General features: G+C 41.4%; 17 protein-coding genes and 1 tRNA gene. 14 read left to right on the top strand and 4 right to left on the bottom strand.

Translation table 11 applies throughout. The annotated features are described in order from the left end of the window. Positions 1 to 7 precede the first annotated feature (7 nt). The gene (gene epmB / locus BK820_RS07010) at positions 8 to 1,024 is read right to left on the bottom strand and encodes an EF-P beta-lysylation protein EpmB (protein WP_004810440.1); all 1,017 of its coding nucleotides are present in this window, start codon (positions 1,022 to 1,024) and stop codon (positions 8 to 10) included. A gap of 378 nt (positions 1,025 to 1,402) precedes the next feature. Between epmB and efp the strand changes: the two genes are divergently transcribed. The 8 genes from efp (at position 1,403) to BK820_RS06970 (ending at position 11,417) form a co-directional block, all read left to right on the top strand. Continuing rightward, the gene (gene efp / locus BK820_RS07005; protein ID WP_004810438.1) at positions 1,403 to 1,972 is read left to right on the top strand and encodes an elongation factor P; all 570 of its coding nucleotides are present in this window, start codon (positions 1,403 to 1,405) and stop codon (positions 1,970 to 1,972) included. 170 nt (positions 1,973 to 2,142) lie between these two features. After that, on the top strand, positions 2,143 to 4,242 hold the full coding sequence (locus tag BK820_RS07000; protein WP_071320505.1) for a carbon starvation CstA family protein: 2,100 nt from the start codon (positions 2,143 to 2,145) through the stop codon (positions 4,240 to 4,242). Between the two features lie 10 nt (positions 4,243 to 4,252). Then, the gene (locus tag BK820_RS06995) at positions 4,253 to 4,555 is read left to right on the top strand and encodes a YbdD/YjiX family protein (protein WP_004810433.1); all 303 of its coding nucleotides are present in this window, start codon (positions 4,253 to 4,255) and stop codon (positions 4,553 to 4,555) included. 462 nt (positions 4,556 to 5,017) lie between these two features. Continuing rightward, positions 5,018 to 5,977: an AAA family ATPase gene (locus BK820_RS06990; protein WP_071320504.1), complete on the top strand. Its 960-nt coding sequence runs from the start codon at positions 5,018 to 5,020 to the stop codon at positions 5,975 to 5,977. A gap of 10 nt (positions 5,978 to 5,987) precedes the next feature. Further along, on the top strand, positions 5,988 to 6,893 hold the full coding sequence (locus BK820_RS06985; protein WP_071320503.1) for a DUF58 domain-containing protein: 906 nt from the start codon (positions 5,988 to 5,990) through the stop codon (positions 6,891 to 6,893). Between the two features lie 10 nt (positions 6,894 to 6,903). Further along, the gene (locus BK820_RS06980) at positions 6,904 to 8,913 is read left to right on the top strand and encodes a transglutaminase TgpA family protein (RefSeq protein WP_071320502.1); all 2,010 of its coding nucleotides are present in this window, start codon (positions 6,904 to 6,906) and stop codon (positions 8,911 to 8,913) included. A gap of 32 nt (positions 8,914 to 8,945) precedes the next feature. After that, positions 8,946 to 9,022 (top strand) — tRNA-Val (locus BK820_RS06975). Positions 9,023 to 9,689: 667 nt separating this feature from the next. Next, entirely contained in the window at positions 9,690 to 11,417 is a 1,728-nt protein-coding gene (locus BK820_RS06970) for an NAD-dependent malic enzyme (RefSeq protein WP_071320501.1), read from the top strand. Positions 11,418 to 11,911: 494 nt separating this feature from the next. Here BK820_RS06970 and BK820_RS15080 read toward each other — a convergent pair. Both BK820_RS15080 and BK820_RS06960 read right to left on the bottom strand, forming a co-directional pair. After that, a protein-coding gene (locus BK820_RS15080) for an IS5 family transposase (protein ID WP_410469123.1) occupies positions 11,912 to 12,615 on the bottom strand; the annotation gives its coding sequence in 2 pieces (ribosomal slippage) (positions 11,912 to 12,387 and positions 12,387 to 12,615; 705 coding nt in all). A gap of 243 nt (positions 12,616 to 12,858) precedes the next feature. Further along, on the bottom strand, positions 12,859 to 13,050 hold the full coding sequence (locus tag BK820_RS06960; protein WP_004812280.1) for a hypothetical protein: 192 nt from the start codon (positions 13,048 to 13,050) through the stop codon (positions 12,859 to 12,861). A 424-nt stretch (positions 13,051 to 13,474) separates the two neighbouring features. Between BK820_RS06960 and BK820_RS06955 the strand changes: the two genes are divergently transcribed. The 3 genes from BK820_RS06955 to BK820_RS06945 all read left to right on the top strand — a co-directional run bounded on the left by BK820_RS06955 (position 13,475) and on the right by BK820_RS06945 (position 18,705). Then, a complete protein-coding gene (locus tag BK820_RS06955; RefSeq protein ID WP_071320500.1) occupies positions 13,475 to 14,128 on the top strand; it encodes a YitT family protein in 654 nt (217 codons plus the stop codon). Positions 14,129 to 15,119: 991 nt separating this feature from the next. Continuing rightward, positions 15,120 to 17,357, top strand: coding sequence for an NADP-dependent isocitrate dehydrogenase (locus tag BK820_RS06950; RefSeq protein ID WP_004894125.1), 2,238 nt, complete (start codon positions 15,120 to 15,122; stop codon positions 17,355 to 17,357). Between the two features lie 307 nt (positions 17,358 to 17,664). Further along, complete coding sequence (locus BK820_RS06945; protein WP_071320499.1) at positions 17,665 to 18,705, top strand: metallophosphoesterase; 1,041 nt, start codon at positions 17,665 to 17,667, stop codon at positions 18,703 to 18,705. Positions 18,706 to 18,783: 78 nt separating this feature from the next. Here BK820_RS06945 and BK820_RS06940 read toward each other — a convergent pair whose 3' ends face one another. Then, positions 18,784 to 19,206 (bottom strand): OsmC family protein, encoded by a 423-nt coding sequence (locus BK820_RS06940; RefSeq protein WP_071320498.1) that lies wholly within the window; start codon positions 19,204 to 19,206, stop codon positions 18,784 to 18,786. A 147-nt stretch (positions 19,207 to 19,353) separates the two neighbouring features. On the opposite strand from BK820_RS06940, the gene crp reads away from it, so the two are divergent. The 3 genes from crp (at position 19,354) to clpB (ending at position 24,119) form a co-directional block, all read left to right on the top strand. Next, a complete protein-coding gene (gene crp, locus BK820_RS06935; protein ID WP_004812290.1) occupies positions 19,354 to 20,058 on the top strand; it encodes a cAMP-activated global transcriptional regulator CRP in 705 nt (234 codons plus the stop codon). A gap of 181 nt (positions 20,059 to 20,239) precedes the next feature. Continuing rightward, positions 20,240 to 21,289, top strand: coding sequence for an NADP(H)-dependent aldo-keto reductase (locus BK820_RS06930; RefSeq protein WP_071320497.1), 1,050 nt, complete (start codon positions 20,240 to 20,242; stop codon positions 21,287 to 21,289). 250 nt (positions 21,290 to 21,539) lie between these two features. After that, positions 21,540 to 24,119, top strand: a complete 2,580-nt coding sequence (clpB, locus tag BK820_RS06925; protein ID WP_004812293.1) for an ATP-dependent chaperone ClpB — start codon at positions 21,540 to 21,542, stop codon at positions 24,117 to 24,119. Positions 24,120 to 24,123 lie beyond the last annotated feature (4 nt).

The raw sequence follows: 24,123 nt of genomic DNA, 5'->3' as shown, positions 1-24,123 counted from the left end.
ATTTAACTCAAAATGTTGAAACCCCAAAAAGCGGTGTCTTATTTTTTTCGCCCGCAATTTCCCGAACAAGTTTAGGTACCAAATACCCGGGTAAGTTCGCTAAAACTTCTGTATAAATCTCGTTTATATGCTTAGGTGACAAATCAAAATGATGCGCCCCTTTTACTTTATCAAGTACATGTAAATAATACGGCATCACTCCAGCTTCAAACAAGCGATAACTTAAATCGACCAAAACTGGTGCAGTATCATTTACTCCTTTGAGTAACACTGCCTGATTAAGTACGGTAATCTGTTGCTGAACCAACTGATTCAGTTTGCTACAGGTGTAATCATCCAGCTCAGATGCATGATTTGAGTGTACCACCAGAATAATACGTAGCCTACTGTTTTTTAACATGCTTGTCAGCTCGTCATCGATTCGGCTTGGGATTACAATCGGAACTCGTGAATGTATTCTTAAGAATTTAAGTTGAGTTAAAGTTTCCAGACGTTCAATCCAGAGTTTTAATTTCCGGTTAGAAAGAGTGAGTGGATCACCACCACTCAGGATCACTTCATTAATATCCGGCTGGCTTTGCAGATAGCTTTTAATATTTTCCCAATCTTCATTCTTAGGTAAATTTTCTTGATAAGGAAAGTGACGTCTAAAGCAATATCGGCAATGTACGGCACAGGCTCCGGTCAGGGTCAGCAGAAAACGCGACTTATATTTATGCAGGACACCTGGCTGCTGGTTAGCCTGTTCTTCACCCAAAGGGTCGGTAACAAAACCCGGATGCTCTTCCAGTTCCAGATGATGTGGCAGGACTTGCAGTAACAGGGGGTCAAGTGGATTGCCAGCCTGCATTTTGCCAACAAAAGCACGTGGTACCCGTAACTTGAATTGTTCTGATGCCAGAATTGCGCCAGAAAGTAGCTGCTCAGGTGAGAGTTTCAGTTGTTGTAATAATTCCTGCGGATTTGTGATCAAGTCACTCAGTTGTGACTGCCAGTTTTGTTCCTGATAGAAAAAGTCTGTCATGTGGGAAGAATAAAGTAAAAGTGGAAGCGATAAAGCTGAAGCGATTAGTTTAACAGTTTATATATAGTATGAATGTGCTTGTATTGGATAAAGTTTGACGTATTAGTTGAGCAGATTATATAAAGCTTTGTCTTAATGATCAGCAGATGGTAGGGACTGAATAATTTGTTCATTGATATGTCTGACTGTAACTTAGTCAGTGAAGGTCTGTTAAATAGGAATTTTTCGTTGCGGCATAGTGTATTGGTCATTTAGAATACGCAACATTAAATGAATGTGCATGTGGCACCTACATGTTCGTGTCAGACTTGCTAAATGACATTGCAACAGCCCATAGCATCAATAGATTAAAGTTAGTAAGTTTGGAGTGCGCCAGTCATGGCCTATTATTCTACGAATGATTTCAAGTCAGGCCTTAAGGTTATGCTTGATGGTAACCCATGTTCAATCATGGAAAACGAATACGTAAAACCAGGTAAAGGCCAAGCCTTCAACCGCGTAAAATTACGTAACCTTAAATCAGGTAAAGTGTTAGAGAAAACATTTAAGTCTGGTGACTCACTAGAAGCTGCTGACATCGTAGAAGTAGAAATGGAATACTTGTACAACGATGGCGAAATGTGGAACTTCATGGATCCAGTATCTTTTGAACAGATTGCAGCAGATAAAATCGCGATGGGCGATGCAGCAAAATGGTTAAAAGATGACTCTAATGAAAAATGTACCATCATGCTTTGGAATGGCGTTCCTTTAACAGTGAATGCACCAAACTTTGTGGTATTGCAAATCGTTGAGACTGATCCAGGTGTACGTGGTGATACTTCGGGCGGTGGCGGTAAGCCAGCGAAACTGGAAACAGGTGCGGTAGTACGTGTTCCATTATTTGTTCAGCAAGAAGATAAAGTTCGTGTTGATACGCGTACAGGTGAATACCTAGAACGTGCATAATGGTCTGAAAATAGACTATTATCAAAGGGGATGATGAAAATCATCCCCTTTTTTATGCCAAAGTCTTAGAGGCAACAAAAAAGAACAGGAGTAAAGTCGCAAGGGAAAACAGCAGTACCTCGAACAAAAAGAATCACGCTGATTTAAATGCAACAGATATGAGGGATTGAATGGAAACTTTACAACAGAAGTCGAGCATGACTTCGAAAATCATCTGGCTCCTGGTAGCCATAGTCGGGGCAGTCTCCTTCGGGATACTTGCACTCAGTCGTGGTGAGCATGTGAATGCAGTCTGGCTGGTACTGGCCGCAGCCTGTGTGTACAGCATCGCTTACCGTTTCTACAGTTTATTTATTGCCAATAAAGTTTTTGAACTGAATGCACGCCGTTTAACACCTGCCCATCGTTTGAGTGATGGTCTGGATTATGTGCCGACCAATAAAAGCGTGTTATTCGGTCACCATTTTGCTGCGATTGCCGGTGCGGGCCCTTTAGTCGGTCCAATCCTTGCAGCACAGATGGGTTATTTACCCGGGACTATTTGGTTATTAGTCGGTGTGGTACTTGCCGGTGCAGTTCAGGATTTTCTGGTACTGTTTATTTCAACTCGTCGTGACGGTCGTTCACTGGGTGAAATGGCAAAACAGGAACTAGGTACTTTTGCAGGTATTATTGTCATGCTCGGTGCCTTAGGCGTGATGATTATCATCCTGGCGGTATTGGCGCTAGTCGTTGTCAAAGCCTTAACCAACAGCCCATGGGGTGTATTCAGTATTGCTGCGACGATTCCGATTGCAATATTTATGGGTATTTACATGCGCTTTATCCGTCCAGGACGAATCGCAGAAGTCTCCATTATTGGTTTCGTGTTGATGATGTTCGGCATTATCTACGGTGAAAATATTGCTCAACACCCATACTGGGGTCCATTCTTTACCTTGTCAGGTACTGAACTGACTTGGGCATTGATTATCTACGGTTTCATTGCTTCTGTATTGCCGGTATGGTTGTTACTTGCACCGCGTGATTACTTATCTACCTTCCTGAAAATTGGCGTGATTGCGGGTCTGGCGATTGGTATTCTGTTCGCGATGCCAGAAATGAAACTGCCAGCAATTACCAAATTTATTGATGGTACTGGTCCTGTATTTGCAGGTTCAATGTTCCCATTCCTGTTTATTACCATTGCCTGTGGTGCGATTTCCGGTTTCCATGCACTGGTTTCATCAGGAACCACACCAAAGCTGGTCAACAACGAACGCGATATCCGTATGATCGGTTATGGCGGTATGTTAATGGAATCTTTTGTGGCGATCATGGCCTTGATCTGTGCTGCGATTCTGGATCCAGGCATTTACTTCGCGATTAACTCGCCAATCGCATTACTTGGTACTACGGCAGAAAGTGCAGCAGAAGCAGTACGAACCCTTGGTTTCGTAGTAACCCCTGAAGCCTTGACTTTGCTGGCACAGGAAGTCGGTGAAAACTCGATTCTGTCGCGTACTGGTGGTGCACCGACTTTCGCGATTGGTATGGCGCATATCATTACCGAAATCTTCAATAGCCGTGAAATGATGGCATTCTGGTATCACTTTGCGATTCTGTTTGAAGCATTATTCATCCTGACTGCTGTTGATGCCGGTACTCGTGCCTGTCGCTTTATGGTGCAGGATACCGTGGGTATCGTGATTCCTGCAGTAAAACAATCTCATAACTTCTTCGGAAACCTGTTGGGTACTGCGGTTGCAGTTGCAGGCTGGGGCTTCTTCGTTTATCAAGGCGTTGTCGATCCACTCGGTGGGATTAACAGCTTATGGCCACTGTTTGGTATCGGTAACCAGATTCTGGCTGCAATGGCACTCATTCTGGGTACTGTGATTCTGTTCAAAATGAAAAAACAGAAATACGTTTGGGTGACGATTATTCCAACTGTATTCCTGTTCATTACCTCAATGACTGCGGGCTGGCAGAAGATTTTCCATGAAAATCCGAAGATCGGTTTCCTTGCGCAAGCTGACCGTTTTAACACGGCAATTGCCAATAATGAAATTCTGGCACCAGCAAAAACCGTGGCTGAGATGCACACAGTGGCATTGTCGAATCAGATCAATGCGGGTCTATGTGCTTTCTTTATGATTGTTGCTTTCGTCATGCTGTTTGCTGCAATTGGTGTGATTCGCCGTGCTTTGGCAAATCCGGAACCAACTGTACATGAAGCTGAAGCGATTTATCGTGATCCTGCTGAGATCAAACCTACAGCACATCACTAAGGAGACTGGTATGAATCTGAAATTTGCCAAAGGCGGAAAAGCGGTGATCTACAAGATCATTAAAATGACCGTCATGTCGCAAAAGGATTTAATCCTGAATCCGAAAAACTGGTCACGTATCGCGACGCTGTGGCAACGTTTGCAGCAGAGTTTCCGTTTGATGGTTGGAGTACCGGATTATCAGACCTATCTGGAACATATGAAAAAACATCATCCAGATTTGGAAGCGATGGATGCCAAAACTTTCTATCGTCATTGTGTGGATGCACGTTATCCCTCTGCTGGCGGTGGCATGAAAAAATGTCCATGTTAATGAATCAATAAAAAGAGCGCCTTTCGGGGCGCTTTTTTTACATTTTACAAAATCTAGAAAGATAAGATATTAGATGGTTATACAAGTCTATGCGCTGATTTATATTTATCATCAAGTTTAAACTTTATACAAATAGCTTAAAAATATACTTTTAAGATATGGCTTTTATACCTGTAAAAATGAGAATGATAAATTCGTTTCGTGACTTTGGAAATGTATAGAAACCCAATTAGATAGTTTGAGGTAATTTATCTTTACTGAAGGATTGGAATATATTTTAAGCAGCTTCTAACTTTAGAGAAGTTAATAGGCAAGATTAAAATATTTAAATAAACCGTTTTTATTGGATATTTCTGATGATTAGGTAAGTGACTCAGTGTAAAGATATATTATTGGTCTTTAGTGTGGTTTAAATTCAGTGTATGTTAATCACAAGTATCTATTTTAATGAGAAAATTTGTGATGTGGGGCATAAAGCAAAAAGCAAATCATGATATAGCGCACATAAATACTCAGCTTGAACAGCAGATTGCCAGCTATGCTCCCAGTATTGAAAAATTCCTTAAAGAAATTAATGCAATTGTGCTGGATAAACAGGCACAAACCCGACTGGCATTGTGTTGCCTGATTGCTGGTGGACACGTTCTGTTTGAGGATTTACCGGGTTTAGGTAAAACCACATTGGCAAGCAGTCTGTCTCATCTTGCCGGCTTAAAGTTTCAACGGATTCAGTTTACCAATGACATGCTTGCCAGCGATGTAATTGGCATCAACATGTTTAATCAGAAAGAACATCAATTTGAGTTTAAGCAGGGTCCAATCTTTACCCAGATTCTTTTGGCGGATGAAATTAACCGTTGCAGCCCCAAAACCCAAAGTGCTTTGCTGGAAGCGATGGAAGAAGGTTATGCGACAGTCGATGGAGTACGTTATGCCTTGCCTAAACCATTTTGGGTGATTGCAACACAGAATCCATTATTCCAGAGCGGAACGTATGCTTTGCCAGAATCCCAGCTAGATCGGTTCTTGATGCGTTTATCTTTAGGTTATCCATCCCGACATGCAGAAAAACTGTTATTGCAGCAAGAATCCCGCTTTGCCCTAATTGCCACCTTGGCCCATGTATTCTATGAAGAGCAGATTTTAGAGCTACAGCGACTGGTTAATCAGATCTATATCAGCGAACCCATACAGGAATACTTGCTGGATCTAGCTGAAGAAACCCGAAAAAACCGTTATGGATTATCAACACGTGGCTTATTGGCATTAAAGCGGGCAGCTCAGGCACATGCTTTGATTGAAAATCGTGCTTTCGTCACACCGGATGATGTACAGGCTGTGTTTGTGGCAGTGGCTTCGCATCGTTTAGGGTTGAGTGAGGCAGAAACCTTAAATCTCATGCAGCAAGTGGCGATAAGCTAGGAGCCAGATCTTGGGAAAGTTTTGGCAGACCTGGTTAAGTAAACGTTTTCAGTTTGCACAGCAAAAACAGCTCTCACAACGTGATGTGCTGGTCTTTATCTATCAGCAGGGCTATCTGTATCTGGTACTCATTTTCATCACCTTTATTGCAGGTGTAAATTATGCCAATAACCTGATTCTAGGTTTTTGCTTTCTGATCAGTGCCGTGCTGTGTATCAGTTTTTATCTGACTTTTAAACAATTGCATGGGTTAAGTATCGAGCTGCTTACGGATGAAGTCGGGCAGGTGGGACACGACCTGAATCTGCATTTCCATTTTCAGCAAACGGTCGCACAATCACGATATCTGTATATTCAGGCAGGTGAACAGCTTTATAAGGTATTGGTCAATCAGACCAGGCAAAAGTTTAGCCTTTCCTTTTATGTTGAACAGCGTGGAAAATTTGTCTATCCGGCCATTCAAATATATTCAGTCTATCCTTTTGGACTGGTAAGAGCTTGGACCTATCTTTATCACCAGCGCTTTGCCTGGGTAGCACCGAAAGCTCAGTATTCAACTGCTGAAAATAAGCAGCATTTGCCAAGTTTTGAGCCAGAAATGGATGAGTTTCGAGAACTACGAAGTTATCAGGCAGGGGAATCATTGCAGGCTGTTTCCTGGAAACAGGTAGCGCGTGGGCAGGGTTTGTATATTAAGGTCTTTGAACAATATCAGAACCAGCACAGTATAGAGATTCATTATGCACATATGCCAAGCCCTTCGCATGAAGAAAAGCTGGAATGGATGATGGGGCTGATCGAACAATGTGAACAACAGCAATTAGCCTATAGCCTGCATTTGCCCCATGCAGAACTGGCTTCAGGTTATGGCGCTGAACAGATGCATCAGGCCAAACTTTTATTGGCACAGGCTTAAGAAGATAGACATGATGAATGCAAATATCCGCACAGCCATTTTGCTCAGCCTCAGTTTAATTCTGGCTGTACAGGTGAGTTATTTGCCTGCAGGACTCAGCATCATCTTTGCCCTGATGCTGGTATTGCTCTGGCTGAATCTGAGAAAGCAAAAGACTTTTCCTAAAAAATGGACCCTGTTGCTGACAGTCGTAGCACTTGCAGTTATTTATTTTACGCATCAAAGTTTTTTGGGTGTAGATGCAGGTGTTGCCGTGCTCTCCACTTTCTTATTTGCCAAGGCTTTTGAAACCCGTACTAAACGTGACCTGATTATTTTATTTAACTTTGCCCTGTTTGTGGCGGCAAGTACTTTCCTGTATAGCCAGTCTTTTATCATGGCTTTTGGGATTCTTCTGTGCTTACTAAGCTGTCTCATTGGCTTATATCGTATTCAGGTAGGTGAATTTGAGCAGGATCTACAGGCTCAGGAGAACGCATTAAAACAAGATGTTAAACATGTCGGCAAATTTGTACTCTATGCACTGCCATTTTTTATTTTACTCTTTATCTTTTTTCCACGTTTGCCACCGATGTGGCATGTCCCCATTCCTGAAAATAAAGGGGTCACCGGAATTAGTGACAGGATGTCTCCGGGGGATATTGCACAGTTATCTCAGTCGAGTGCATTAGCGTTCCGAATTATAGGCGATGTAAGCAAGCTACCTCCGCGTGCAGAATTATACTGGCGTGCCTTGGTATTAGATGAATATGATGGTCAAACCTGGACCAGTAGTGCAGTCAATCAGCAGCCACAAATCCGCCAACAGAATGATTCTGCCTCATTGGCATCGGGCTGGGATTATCAGTATCTGGCTTCAGATCCATCCGTACTCTGGGTGATGGGATTGGAGAAATCAGTCCCTTTAGAGCGTCGTTATTATAACCGTTATGATTGGGGGATTGTGCCGCGCCGTTTAACTCAGCGCGTGGAACCTGTTCGGCTACGCTGGGTAGGAACAGAAGTAGAGCAGCCTAATTTAAATACTAACTATCTGCAATATATGAATACCCGAACCCCTGCTCAATATGATTCTCAAACTCAGGCACTGGCAGCAAATTTAGTTAAACAGAGCGAGGGTAGTCAACAGCGCTATATCCAAAATGTGTTGAACTGGTATCGAGAGAATAATTTTGTATATACCTTAACCCCAGGAACATTAGGCCAAAACCGGGTGGATGAATTTCTATTTAATGCGCGCCGTGGTTTCTGTGAACATTATGCCTCCAGTTTTGTCATGCTGATGCGTTATGCAGGAATACCAGCACGTGTGGTCACGGGGTATCAAGGTGGTTCACTCGCACCTGATGGCAAGAGTTGGGAAGTACGCCAGATGGATGCGCATGCCTGGACTGAAGTCTGGGTGAACCAGCAATGGCAGCGGATTGATCCTACTGCCATTATTGCTCCACAACGTATTGATAATGGTATGCAAAACTTGATGTCTGAAAATTCAGCAGTTTTAGGTGAGGGTAGAACATGGACAACACAGCAATATCAGTTGATGACCAAGTTGAGGATCTGGAGTGACTATGCCAGTTATCAGTGGCAAAGTAAGGTGGTAGGTTATAATGCAGATTCACAACGCAGCTGGATGTCTAAACTTGGTTTAAACTCTGCTTATGCAGCTGTGTGGATACTTATAATAGGTATTGCATCTTTGATCGCATCTTATTTCTTATGGATTTATATTCAAAAGCGAAGACAGAATTCACCATTCGAGCTAGCCATAGAGCAGCTTAATCGTTCCCTGCCTATTCAGCTGCGTAAGCAACCGGCTGAAACATTTAAACAGTGGATGCTTCGAATATCAGCTTCCTTAAGCTCAGATCAGGTTGCGTCTTTTTATGAAGCTATACAAATCTATGAGAGAAATCAATTTTCAGCTTATAAGCCTGACCAAAAGGATATTAATAAATTCAGATACTTGCTTAAAAATTGTGCATCTACACTGAAAAATAAAGGAAAAAACTTGTCTTAGGATTCAAAAATTTATAATATGCGTAGCATTCTAGGTGTATAGCTCAGTTGGTTAGAGCGCTACGTTGACATCGTAGAGGTCTCCAGTTCGAGTCTGGATATACCTACCAAAATTTTAAAACTTCTAAATACTATAACATTTTTTATTTTAAGCCTTTTTATATAATCTAATTTAGTCATATATAAATTCTTCTTTTATTATTCTGATTTTGCTATTTCCTCTCTAAGCATTAGGTTTTTTATAGATTATTTTTTAGATAAAATCTTCAACAAATTATAAATTATTACTAATTCCTTGCTTATTAGAAACAATAACTTATTTCATCCTTAATTATAATTTCCTGTTTTTTAATATTTTCTTAAAAAATAATAATTGCTCTCTATTTAATTAAGGCGAATTTATAAATTTAACGTAAAAATATAAGAATATAGGAAATTTAGCATAATAATGCATTAAAAATAGAACTGGTTAATATATAACCATTGGTGAAAAATTTCTATTTGATTTGAATCTGTTTTTAACTCGTTAAGTTGATATATATGATTGATTTTATTGCTTTATAAGTTTGTGCCTTTTATAATATTTTCTAATTTTAAAATGAAAAGCATAAAATCTTTTAAAATATTCGCAAAAAAATAATTTGTTTGCTGATATTTTTTGTAAGACATTAATTTACTAAATACTCATCTTATTGGTATTAATTATTAAAATATCTAAAATATTAGAAATAGCGATAAGATAAAAATATAGAACTATTTAGCTATTTTTAGAGAGTTATGTCAAAGTCCAGAAGTGAGTTAAGTAAAGTGACTAAAAATCAGATAGAGAAACGTCCTCTTTATGTGCCATACGCAGGATATACGTTACTTGAGCTGCCTCTTCTAAACAAAGGTTCTGCTTTTACCGAAGAAGAAAGAAAGAGTTTTAATTTACATGGGCTTATCCCGCATGTCATTGAGTCTATTGAAGAACAAAGTCAGCGTTCTTATCAGCAATACTGTTCTTTTAATGATGATATTAATAAGCACATCTACCTGCGTAACATTCAGGATACCAATGAAACGCTGTTTTATCATTTAATTGAAAATCATTTAAGTGAAATGATGCCCATCATTTATACCCCAACGGTAGGCGAGGCATGTCAGCGCTTTTCAGATATCTATCGCCGGCATCGTGGGATATTTATTTCCTATGCTGACCGTAAGAGCATTGATCAGATTTTACATAACGTTAATCGTAGAAATGTCAAAGTCGTGGTGATTACAGATGGTGAGCGGATTTTAGGTTTGGGTGATCAAGGGATCGGAGGAATGGGCATTCCGATTGGAAAATTAGCCTTATATACTGCATGTGGGGGAATCAGTCCGGCTTATACATTGCCAATTACGCTGGATGTAGGAACCAATAATCAACAGCTCTTAAATGATCCGATCTATATGGGCTGGCGTAAACCGCGTATTAGTGGCGATGAGTATTTCAATTTTGTTGATCAGGTCATTCATGCCGTTCAAAAAAGATGGCCAAATGTCCTGATTCAATTTGAAGATTTTGCTCAACATCATGCGATGCCACTATTAGAAAAATATCGTGATCAAGCATGCTGTTTCAATGATGATATTCAAGGGACGGCTGCAGTTGCAGTGGGTAGCCTGATTGCAGCATCACATGCTTCTAATAAACAACTGAAAGACCAAACCGTAGCTTTCCTCGGAGCAGGTTCTGCAGGATGTGGTATTGCGGAGCAGATTGTTGCCCAGATGGTGGCGGAAGGATTAACAGATGCTCAGGCACGTAAACGTGTTTTCATGGTAGATCGTTTTGGTCTGATTACTGAAAATCAGCCAAATCTTTTAGATTTCCAGCGAAAATTAGCTCAGGATCCAAAAAATATCGCCAAATGGGCAGATGCGGAAAGTACGATTTCATTACTTGATGTAGTGAAATTTGCGAAACCTACAGTTCTTATTGGTGTATCTGGACAGCCGGGCTTATTCAGTAAAGATGTCATTACAGCGATGGCTGAGCACTGTGAGCATCCGATTATTTTCCCATTGTCTAATCCAACTTCCAAAGTGGAAGCGGTTCCTTCAGATATTATCCAGTGGACAGATGGGAAAGCATTAATTGCCACAGGTAGTCCATTTACACCCGTCAATTATCAGGGGGAGATTTATAACATTTCGCAATGTAATAATTCCTATATTTTCCCTGGGATTGGATTAGGTGTAATTGCATCTGGAGCGAAGCGCGTGACCAATAATATGTTAATGGCCTCAAGCAATGCATTAGCTGAATGCTCACCGAAATTGAAAGATCCGAAAGCGGATTTGTTGCCTGAATTGGATCAGATTCAGCAGATTTCCAAGGTGATTGCATTAAGAGTTGCGCAAGCAGCAATACAAGATGGGGTGGCACCTCAGGCAACTATAGAAACGTTGAAAGAAGCAATTGAAGCGAATTTCTGGAAGCCTGAATATCGTCGATATGAGCGGGTTACATTTTAATAGGTGATCAGATCACAGGATCTAGGCGCAAGGGTTTATAAGTAATATGCTTATAAACTCTTTTTTGAGTAGCTAAGCCGATGATCTTCATGAGTAATATTTTCTTGATTTATAACATCTGATACAAAAATGAATCTAGGCGGATTCAAAAGGAATAATTTTACAGTTTAATTGAAACTATTAAAGAATGTTGAATAAACTGGTATATGAAATCATCATAAAAACTTGTTATAAATTAAAGATTACGAAACAACTAAATACGTCTATACCTTTTTAATTGAATATGCAGTTAAAAATCCTCGGAGATGTCCATGTTCGTGCTGCCCGCTATAAAATTCTGATTGTTATATTGCTGATCCTAATCGTGGGTTTTGTACTTTTTCGCTGATGGAAAGGACCGGAACTGCCGAGCTATACCTTAAAGGCGATGCCATTAGGGCGTGTCCTCATTTGGATTTACACCAAATAAACATGCAAGTAATGTAAATCATAGACTAGTAATTTCGTGCAAGCTTATCAAATCGGGTTGCAATCGCTCGGAAATGCTTCAATCTCGCAAACACATTTTCAACTAAATGTCTTAATTTATATAGATATTTATCAAAATCCTTATTCGATCTTTTACTATTTGATCTCATTGGAATGATGGGAATCATATCCTTGTTCTGGGCATATATTCTAATGTGCTCAGCATCATACCCCTTATCAGCAATGAGATAAGTTGCCTCGCCTACAGTATCAATCAGTTGTTTTGCAACTTGACTGTCGTGGACGCCACCCCCAGTGATTTTAAAATCAATCGGTAATCCATTCGCGTCGGTTGCAAGATGTATTTTTGTTGTTCGTCCACCACGTGATTGTCCAATTGCTCTTTCGAAACCATGCCGAGCTCCACTTGCATGTTGATGCACGCGTATGTAGCTTCCGTCAATGAATACCCATTCTTGATCCAAGACGCCTCGTAATCTAAAAAAAATTTATTCCACAATCCCTTGCTTGCCCAACGATTAAAACGATTATAAGCAGTTTGCCAAGGACAAAATTCTTGAGGAATATCACGCCATGTGGCGCCTGTATGCAGTTTCCATAAGATCGCTTCCATGATATTTCTACTATTCTTTGAACGGTAGCAACCATGTAATCGCATAGTATCTTGAATTTGCTGCCAGATATCATCGGTAAGAAGAGTACGTGCCATTGAAAATATAGAAATAAAAATAACTAAAAGGAGGATTTTAAGTATTTAAAACCAATTCTTCAAATGAGGACACGCCCTAGACTATTCTGATTTTGATCATGTCGCTCATGTTCTAATAAGATTAGTTTTTCAAAAAGTATCCAAAGCAGAGGGACAGACCTGTATTTTCAGGATTTTGCAGGGGGTAGGGTAGTTCAAGCCAAATATAATGCTAAAGGCCTGTAATACCATAAAAATAATTAGCTAGGGATTCTCATCTTCTTCATCCTCATGTCTTTGACGGATCTGGTCGCGTTTAACTTGGGGATCTTTATCTACACCTAATTGACCACGTTGAATTTCCCGATCCTGCTTTTCTTGCGGGTCTAATTCCTCCTCAGGAAATTCTTCGTTCAATGCTTCCTCAAGTTCTTTGTTTTCATCTGGATTTGCCATAAGAGTTTACCTACTTCTTCATGAATCACGTTATTGGATGTTCTTTCTATTATAAAAACTGAACCTCCCAAGTCTGTTGTATTTATAGCTCGGCTGATTTAAAAAATTGTTGCCGATGTAAGTGGTTTTAATGACTCGCTAATAATCCTAATAAGTGCTTTATAAATATTAATCCTTGTTTAGAAGCATTAGTTCACAATTTCTTTTTCTCCTGGACAGATCAATGTATTAATCTAAGTCTAGTGCCAAATATCTTATGACATAAAGAATGATAAATTTTATATAAAAATCAGTTTTTGGTGCCTGTTGCTGGCAAGCAAATTGCAATAACAACATACCGTCAGGTTCTGTGCCAGAAGTGCAGAGCCTAAATTAAACCCTCAGCTTCGCCACAAGCGAAAAAGAGTTTTAAAGGTTAGCGTATATGGCAATTCAATCTAATCCTCGGGTGATTTACCCGACGCGTCATCCTGCACCGCAGGAGACCAGAAAACATACTGCGTTTGAAGACCTACAGGCCTTATTCTCAGGTTCTCTGTTTGTCAGTATCTGTATGACCATGTTTGCTCAGGCGGGCTTATTGACCGGCAGTACTGCAGGGCTTGCCTTTGTGCTGCATTACGCCACAGGCTGGTCTTTCAGTCTAATCTATTTTGTGATCAATATCCCTTTTTACTGGTTCGCCTGGAAATATATTGGCAGGGAATTTACGCTTAAGACTTTTATTTCTGTCGCTTTACTCTCACTGATTACCTTTATTGCACCTCGGTATTTGCATATTGATTATTTGCATCCAGCTTTTGCCGCGATTGCAGGTGGCTTTCTGATGGGAACCGGTGTGCTGTTCTTGGCCCGACATAAATCCAGTCTCGGTGGTGCAACCATCATTTCCCTATATGCACAGGAAAAGTGGGGTATGAAAGCAGGCAATGTACAGATGGTAATTGACTGTATTGTGGTGCTACTTGCACTCTGGATTGTGCCATTTGATAAAGTGCTTTGGTCAATTCTGGCAGCAGTGATCATGGGAAGTTTTCTGGCGATTAATCATCGACCGGGACGCTATAAAGGGCATTAAATAAAAGACAGGATTGGAAAATAACCTAAGCATTAATACTGGTTCATAAATCTAGAAAAGAGCAATAAACAACAAGGCCTGTTGCTCTTTAATATTGAATCAAACCACGTCCATCAGAACATGATCGCTAGGATGTGTACTGATAGCTAACTATATTAACTTTAATTGAATTACTTTAATTTGCTATCTAAATGACTTTCTTTTACGTGACTTCTTTCCGCCTTCAGTTTTATAGCTGAAGGCTTTTTTATAACAAATATCTACAATAATTTATTGTGTTAAAAGTAGAGCAACACCCCTTATGCACATCTCAAAATTACAATCCTGGAGTAGATTACTCATAAATAAAAAAGTATATTTTTTAGCTTAAATTTGCCGATTTATTCATCTAAAACACTATAATCAGAATAAAATTAAAAACGGTAAAATCATCATTTTCACTACCATATTCAGATTTTGTTTAAATTGACCAAGATGTTTCAAGTAGTCTGTCATTAAGTCCAACACTGAACAAATCTGTTCATCGTTTTTTTGTCTCTTTTAATAGTTAAAAACTTTGATTGCCCTGAAATAGGGCTAAAAATGATGATGATGATGAATAGTCTATTTGGCTTTTTAAAGTAAAGGTATTTATAAAAAAGCTATTTTCTATACGGTGAATAACCTGAGTAAACCTAAGGATTCATTAGAACTTATCAGCTCTAAAAAAACTATATATTAGAAAAACTGCTAAATATTCTTTAAAAATAGGCAGAATAAGAATAATAGATTTTTTGTATATGAAAGATAAGGAAATTGATTGGATTATAATCAATAGAAAATTGCAACAAATTGTATAATTTTTCAGCAAAATCACAACTTGAAATGATATTTCGTTGACTGTAAAGCAAGGAGATACGATACTCTCAAGGTTTAATGCAAACATATCGGTTCACAGGGTCTGAGTCAAAAGCTTGATCCTCAAAACTCTATCAAACGCAAGGGGCTATATATGGCTGGTGGAAAGTCAACAATCATTTACACACTGACCGACGAGGCGCCATTGTTGGCGACCTACTCGCTACTGCCGATCATTGAGACCTTTACTAAGCCTGCTGGCGTTGAGATTGTCAAAACTGACATCTCTGTTGCAGCACGCGTGCTCGCAGAATTCTCAGACTACCTGACTGAAGAACAGAAAGTAGCTGACAACCTTGCTGAGCTAGGCCGTCTTACACAAGATCCAAGCACAAATATTATTAAACTACCTAATATCAGTGCTTCTGTAGCTCAGTTAACAGCATGTATTAAAGAGCTTCAGTCTAAGGGCTATGCAATTCCTGATTATCCAGAAAACCCAACTACTGAAGAAGAAAAAGCACTTAAAGCACGTTTCGGTAAATGCCTCGGTTCTGCTGTAAACCCGGTATTACGTGAAGGTAACTCTGACCGCCGTGCCCCAACTGCAGTTAAAAACTACGCGAAAAAACACCCGCACTCTATGAGCGAGTGGAAACAGTGGTCACAAACTCACGTTTCACATATGGACGAAGGTGACTTCTACCACGGTGAAAAGTCGATGACTTTAGACCGCGCACGTAACGTGAAAATGGAATTGATCACTAAGTCTGGTGAAACCATTGTTCTTAAGCCAAAAGTTGCGCTTCAAGACGGCGAAATCATCGACTCCATGTTCATGAGCAAAAAAGCGCTTTGTGACTTCTATGAAAAAGAATTAGATGACTGTAAAGAAGCAGGCATCCTGTTCTCTCTACACGTTAAAGCGACCATGATGAAAGTGTCACACCCGATTGTATTCGGCCACTGTGTGCGCATTTACTACAAAGAAGCGTTTGAGAAACACGGTAAACTGTTTGATGAGCTAGGCATTAACGTAAACAACGGTATGGCTGGCCTTTACGAGAAGATTGAAACACTTCCCACTTCTTTACGTGAAGAAATCATCCGTGACTTACACGCTTGTCAAGAACACCGTCCAGCGCTTGCAATGGTTGATTCTGCGAAAGGTATCACTAACTTCCATTCTCCAAACGACGTAATTGTAGATGCTTCTATGCCTGCAATGATTCGTGGTGGTGGCAAAATGTGGGGTGCTGACGGCAAACCTTACGACTGTAAAGCGGTAATGCCTGAGTCTACTTTCGCGCGTATTTACCAGGAAATGATCAATTTCTGTAAATGGAATGGTAACTTCGATCCACGTACAATGGGTACTGTACCTAACGTTGGTTTGATGGCGCAAAAAGCTGAAGAATACGGTTCACACGACAAGACTTTCGAAATTCCTGAAGCAGGTATTGCGAACATCACCGACCTTGAAACAGGTGAAGTGTTGATGTCTCAAAACGTGGAAGAAGGCGATATCTGGCGTATGTGTCAGGTGAAAGACGCACCGATCCGCGACTGGGTAAAACTTGCTGTAACGCGTGCACGTAACTCTGGCATGCCTGCAATCTTCTGGCTTGACCCGTACCGTCCACACGAAAACGAACTGATCAAGAAAGTTCAAACTTATTTGAAAGATCATGATACTGACGGTCTAGACATCCAGATTATGTCTCAAGTACGTGCGATGCGTTATACGCTTGAACGTGTTGCTCGTGGCCTGGATACTATTTCAGTAACTGGTAACATCCTGCGTGACTACCTGACTGACTTGTTCCCAATCATGGAACTGGGTACTTCTGCGAAAATGCTTTCTATCGTGCCATTAATGGCGGGTGGCGGCATGTACGAAACTGGTGCGGGCGGTTCTGCACCTAAGCATGTACAACAGCTGGTAGAAGAAAACCACTTACGTTGGGATTCTTTAGGCGAGTTCCTGGCACTTGCTGTTTCTCTAGAAGAAATGGGTATTAAAGAAAATAATCCACGTGCGAAACTACTTGCAAACACACTTGATGCTGCGACTGGTAAATTGCTTGACAATGACAAGTCTCCATCACGTCGTACTGGCGAGTTAGACAACCGTGGTAGCCACTTCTACCTGGCTAAATTCTGGGCTGAAGAGCTTGCTACACAAGATCAAGATGCAGAATTGAAAGCGAAATTCGCGCCTATCGCACAAGCTTTGGCTGAAAACGAAGCGAAAATCGTTGAAGAACTGAATACTGTTCAAGGTAAAACTGTAGACATCGGTGGTTACTACGCAGTTGATCCTGCGAAAGTAAATGCTGTAATGCGTCCAAGTGCGACATTGAACCAGATCATTGAATCACTACAGGCTTAATTAGAAGCTGCACTGACTATTAGCTTAGTGAACTGAAATAAAAACCGGTGCTTAGGCACCGGTTTTTATTTACCATGATGAAAACTAAAGGGATGCTTTATTGTCGAAGCATCAGCCTTTAGAGCTATAGGTGAAATGAATAAACAGCCATTTCATATAAATAAGAAGATGATTCGTTTTGAACACCCCAAAAAATTAGCTTGAACACCCGATTAAAGGTATAGACAATATAATGAATATATTGAAAGAATTAGATTAATACTCAGGCTGAGTAATTGCAGGACTCAAATGTCGAGGAGGTGTCTGAATGTCATATCAGTTCATCCAGCCTATTCAGGGAGATCGGTTCGACATTGTGGGTGATATTCATGGTGAGATCGACGCCTTAAACAGTCTCTTACATGTCATGGGCTATAATCTTAAAGGTGAGCATCCAGAACAGCGTAAGCTGATCTTTGTGGGTGATCTTTGTGACCGTGGGCAAAACAGCGTCGCGGTAATTCAGCAAGTGAAGATTCTAATGGAGCGGGGCCATGCCTACTGTGTGCTGGGTAACCATGAGCTGAACCTGCTAAATCAATCCTATCGTGAAGGCAATGGCTGGTATTTTGGCTCACCCCATATGGATGACCATAAATCTTTTTACTCTGTATCTGCTACGCCAGAAGACCAGCAGTGGATTCTACAATTTTTGCAAACTTTGCCCATTGCACTGGAATCAGATCAAATTCGGGTTGTGCATGCCTGCTGGGATACACACTCCATTCAACAACTAAAAGCACTGGACAAGCTGCATTTACTTGAAGCCTATGAACATTTTGTCCAGCAGACCCAGCAACACATTAATGATGCAGGTATTACAGAACAGGCATGCCAAGAAGCAGAGCAGTTTCGTGAAGCGCTCACCGATCCGAATAGCGATATTCCCTGGCTGAAATATCTGGCACAAAAGGAATGGATTGAGCAGATGTATAATCCAATCAAAGTATTGACCTCTGGTGCCGAATATATGACAGATAAGCCCATTTATGCCGGCGGCAAATGGCGTATGAAAGACCGTCTGCCTTGGTGGGAGGATTATCAGGAGGATATTCCCGTCATTATTGGTCATTACTGGCGTAAATTTGACTTGGCTGAAGTGAAAGCTGGCCTGTTTCAGCAGATTGATCCGCTACAGTGGTTTGGGCATAAGCAAAATGTGTTCTGTGTGGATTATTCAGTCGGGAAACGCTATCTGGATCGGCAGCAGCAACGAGAATTTTCAAGCAAATTAGCGGCTCTTAGATGGCCTGAAAAGCAGGTGATTTTTGAGGATGGTTCGACTTATTCGACCTCTCAATCTGTCTAAATGGTGTTGGTCTGATATCAAAGAACAGATAAAGAGAAAGCGGTCTGAGGGACCGCTTTTATAACTAGATCAGCCAGATTATTCAGCTTCAAGAATTTCAAAATCGTGCGTAATTTCCACACCGCCATCAGACAGCATTTTGCTGGCTGAGCAGTATTTTTCGGCAGAAAGCTCGACAGCCTTAGCCACTTGTTTCTCTTTAATGCCTTTACCTGTCACCACAAAATGCAGGTGAATCTTCGTAAATACTGCAGGAATCGCGTCGGCACGTTCTGCATTGAGTTCACAGCGAACATCAGTAATGTCCTGACGCGCTTTCTTTAAAATGGTGACAATATCAAACGAAGCACAACCACCCAAACCGGTTAATAGAAGTTCCATTGGGCGAGGACCACGGTTCTCACCACCGTATTCTGGCGATCCGTCCATGACGATACTGTGACCACTTTGCGTTTTTGCTTCAAAAGCAACATTCTCTAACCAATGAACGCTTGTTTGCATTGCAACTACCTAAAAAAAGCTATAAATTTACGAAGTAACTGTACACTAACATAAATTGGGTTGATAAGGAATTTCATTCCCACTGTGTGACAAGTTCACATTAGGTCTTGTGCGATCTAAAAATTATCCTTATTTGGAACTGCTAGCATGACTTCAAACTTTTCACAATTAAGCACAGATGCACTTTCTCCGGGACAATTGCCAGAATCCGTGAAGGCATTATTAAAACGTGCATATATCAACCGTTACCCAAAACGTACAACGATCGTTGATGCAGGAACAGAATCTAAATCTTTATATTTGATTCTGAAGGGGTCTGTATCGATCATTCTTCGTGAAGATGATGAGCGTGAAATTGTCGTGGCATATTTGAACGCGGGTGACTTTTTTGGGGAAATGGGCTTATTCGAAGCAAATCCACAACGTACTGCAGAAGTGCGTACGCGTGACGTTTGTGAAATTGCAGAGATTAGCTACGAAAACTTCCATGAACTGAGCAAACAATATCCTGACTTGAGTTATGCGGTCTTTGCCCAACTGGTTCGCCGTCTGAAGAATACGACACGTAAAGTAACTGACCTGGCATTTATTGATGTTTCTGGTCGTATCGCACGTTGTCTGATTGATCTTTCAGCTCAGCCTGAAGCGATGATCTTACCAAATGGCCGTCAGATCCGTATTACCCGTCAGGAAATTGGCCGTATTGTAGGTTGTTCTCGTGAAATGGTCGGTCGTGTACTGAAAACCCTTGAAGAGCAAGGCATGATCGAAACAGATGGTAAAGCAATTCTGATCTTTGATGCCTCACTTGAACAGAACGAAGTACCGACTGAAGATGATTCAGAAGAATAAGCTGCAATTTTGAGAAAAGGGCAAACCTTCGGGTTTGCTTTTTTTATAGCTGCGGAAAATCCAACATCACAAATAAGAACAAACTTCTTAGAAAAGATGATTTCAGCCCGTCGCTTTCCTTCTATACTCTAGGTGTACTTTATTATGATAAGTCAAACCTAGAATAGACAGGGAATTATTCATGCAATTCAAACCACTTGCAGATACCGGCATTTTACTTCCAGAAATCTGTTTAGGTACCATGACCTTTGGTGAACAAAATACCCAGGAAGAAGCTTTTGAGCAGCTCGATTATGCACTGGATCAAGGACTGTATTTCTGGGATACCGCAGAAATGTACCCGGTACCGCCAAAACCGGAAACCCAAGGTGCGACAGAACGCATTATCGGGAACTGGATTGCATCACGTGGCGGTCGTGACAAACTGTTTTTAGCATCCAAAATCGCTGGTCCATCACAAGGTGGTAGTCATATCCGTGATGGACAGACCCGTTTTGGGGCAGATGAAATTTCAGCGGCCATAGACCAGTCATTGTCACGTCTGCAAACCGATTATATCGACTTATACCAGTTGCACTGGCCGCAACGCCCAACGAATTTCTTTGGTAAACTCGGTTATGGCAATGCTGAAGCGGCTGAAGACCGCGCAGTGACGGATCTCGAAGAAACCCTGACTGCCTTGCAATATGAAATTAAAAATGGCCGTATCCGTTATATCGGTCTGTCGAATAAGACCCCATGGGGGACGATGAAGTTCCTGCATCTGGCCGAGAAACTGGGATTATCAAAATTTGTCAGCGTCCAGAATCCATATAACCTGCTGAATCGTACTTATGAAATCGGTATGTCAGAAATTGCCAAATACGAAGGTGTTGGCTTGCTAGCATATTCACCACTGGCATTCGGATATCTGACGGGTAAATTCCGCAATGGCGCACGTCCAGCCAAGGCTCGTGTCACCTTATTCTCGCGTTTTAGCCGTTATAGCAATCCGGAAAGTGAATGGGCGGTGGAGCAATATGCACAACTGGCAGAGCAGCATGGTCTGACCCTGACTCAATTGGCATTGGCATTTATTAAGCAGCAGTTCTTTGTAACCAGCACGATTATTGGTGCAACAAACTTGGATCAGCTAAAAGAAAATATTCAGGCTTTTGAAGTCAACCTGTCTGAGCAAGTACTGAAAGGCATTGAAGCGATTCATCGTCAGCAGCCGAATCCGGCACCATAATTTTTATAATTTATTCCGGAAAAGCCTTTATTGATAAAGGCTTTTTTTATTTCACATGATTAAGTTTGTGGCTGAATAAAAATTCTTCTTTGTTCACTTGAAATATGATTTGACTATACCAATATTATTATTGAAGACTGCCTGATATTTATTTTAAGTTTTTGAAAAATATATATAAATTTATTTGAAATTTATGTGCGTGCTCCCATATATGAATTAAGTTAAAAATTTGTTGTGAGGAAGAACAATAATGCGCTTTGAAAAATTTACAAATCGCCTGCAGCAAACCCTTTCAGATGCACAATCCTTGGCAATGGGTAAGGACCATGCTTCTATCGACGGTATTCACATTCTGGCAACTTTATTAGATGAGTCATCCAATATCAGTCTGCTGCAACAGGCAGGTGCGAACTTACGTGATTTGCAAGCTAAACTGCAAACTGCGCTGAGTAATGCACCGACTTTAAGCCAGTCCACCGGTGATATTAACCTTAGTCCTGAAGCAGCGAAAGTTCTGCATCTGGCAGACAGTTTTGCCCAAAAAGCAGGGGATGAATTCCTTTCTACTGACTGGGTATTGTTAGCATTAGCGGAAACAGGCAAAACCAAATCACTTTTAAGTGAAGTAGGGGTTAAAGCCGAGACCTTAAAACAAGTCATTCATCAAATTCGAGGCAATGAAAAAGTCATGAGCAATAATCATGAAGATCAGCGTGACTCTTTAAATAAATACACCATTGACCTGACTGAACGCGCATTACAAGGCAAGCTGGATCCAGTGATTGGTCGTGATGATGAAATTCGCCGTACCATTCAGGTCTTGTCACGCCGTACCAAAAATAACCCGGTACTAATCGGTGAGCCTGGTGTCGGTAAAACTGCGATTGTAGAAGGTCTGGCACAGCGTATAGTGAATGGTGAAGTTCCAGAAGGTCTGAAAGGTAAACGCGTTCTGTCACTGGATTTAGGTTCATTGCTGGCTGGTGCCAAATACCGTGGCGAATTTGAAGAACGTCTAAAAGCTGTTCTGAAAGACCTGGCCAAACATGAAGGCGAAATTATTCTATTCATCGACGAGCTGCATACCCTGGTGGGCGCAGGTAAGGGCGATGGTGCCATGGATGCCGGTAATATGCTGAAACCAGCATTGGCACGTGGTGAGCTGCGTTGTGTGGGTGCAACGACCCTGGATGAATACCGCCAGTACATCGAAAAAGATGCAGCCTTGGAACGTCGTTTCCAGAAAGTATTGGTGGATGAACCAAGTGTAGAAGATACCATTGCAATTTTGCGTGGTCTGAAAGACCGCTATGCGACTCACCATGGTGTACAGATTCTGGATTCTGCGATTATCGCTGCGGCGAAAATGTCACATCGCTACATCACTGACCGTCAGTTACCAGACAAAGCGATTGACCTGATTGATGAAGCAGCATCTCGTATCAAAATGGAGCTGGACTCTAAGCCAGAAGCTTTGGATAAACTGGAACGCCGTTTAATTCAGCTGAAAATGCAGCTGGAAGCGGTGAAAAAAGATGAGGATTCGGGTGCCAAGTCTGAAGTGAAATATCTGGAAGATCAGATTGCTACAGTTGAGAAAGAGTATAGCGAGCTGGAAGAAATCTGGCGTGCAGACAAAGCGCTGGTTGCGGGCAATAAAGACATTCAGGTGAAACTAGATCAAGCCCGTATTGCGCTAGAAAAAGCGCAGCGTGAGGGTGATCTGGCAGAAGCGGCACGTTATCAGTATGGCGTGATTCCTGAGTTACAGAAGCAACTGGAACGTATTGAAGCAGCTGAAGAAAGTGAAGCGCCAAAACTATTGCGTGACAAAGTCACTGACAATGAGATTGCTGAAGTGGTCAGTGCTGCAACTGGTATTCCAGTGGCAAAAATGCTGCAAGGTGAGCGTGACAAACTGCTACATATGGAAGAATTCCTGCATAAACGTGTCGTCGGTCAGGAAGAAGCTGTCGTGGCAGTGTCGAATGCAGTCCGTCGTTCTCGTGCCGGATTGTCTGATCCAAACCGTCCAAGTGGTTCATTCCTGTTCTTAGGTCCAACCGGGGTGGGTAAGACTGAGTTGACCAAAGCTTTGGCGAACTTCCTGTTTGACAGCGATGATGCAATGATCCGTATCGACATGTCGGAATTTATGGAAAAACATTCTGTCAGCCGTCTGGTTGGTGCGCCTCCGGGTTATGTCGGTTATGAAGAAGGTGGAGTGCTGACTGAAGCGGTACGTCGTAAACCCTATAGCGTGGTGCTGTTTGATGAAGTTGAGAAAGCACATCCGGATGTATTTAATATTTTATTACAGGTTCTGGATGATGGCCGCTTAACGGATTCACAAGGCCGTGTGGTGGACTTTAAAAATACCGTGATCGTGATGACTTCTAACCTAGGTTCAAGTGATGTGCGTGAACTGGGTGGTGGTGCGACCCGAGATGAGGTACGTAGTGTAGTGATGAATGCAGTGTCGGAACACTTCCGTCCTGAGTTTATTAATCGTATCGATGAGATTGTGGTGTTCCATTCACTGGAAAAAGCCCAGATTCGTGGTATTGCTGATATCCAGTTGAACCGTTTACGTCAACGTCTGGCAGAGCGCGACTTGCGCTTATCCGTGGAAGACAGTGCTTTTGACCAGTTGATCGATGTAGGCTTTGATCCTCTATATGGTGCGCGACCATTGAAACGTGCGATTCAGCAACGTATAGAAAATGGCCTGGCGCAAAACATTCTTGAAGGAAAATTCAATCCGGGCGATACCATTGTGGTTAGCGCTGAAAATGGTGAACTGGTCTTCGAGAAAATGAAGCTCAACTAATCTA

The sequence above is a fragment of the Acinetobacter sp. LCT-H3 genome (assembly GCF_001866125.1).
GTDB lineage: Bacteria > Pseudomonadota > Gammaproteobacteria > Pseudomonadales > Moraxellaceae > Acinetobacter > Acinetobacter schindleri.
This window is presented reverse-complemented; position numbering and strand designations above follow the sequence as displayed.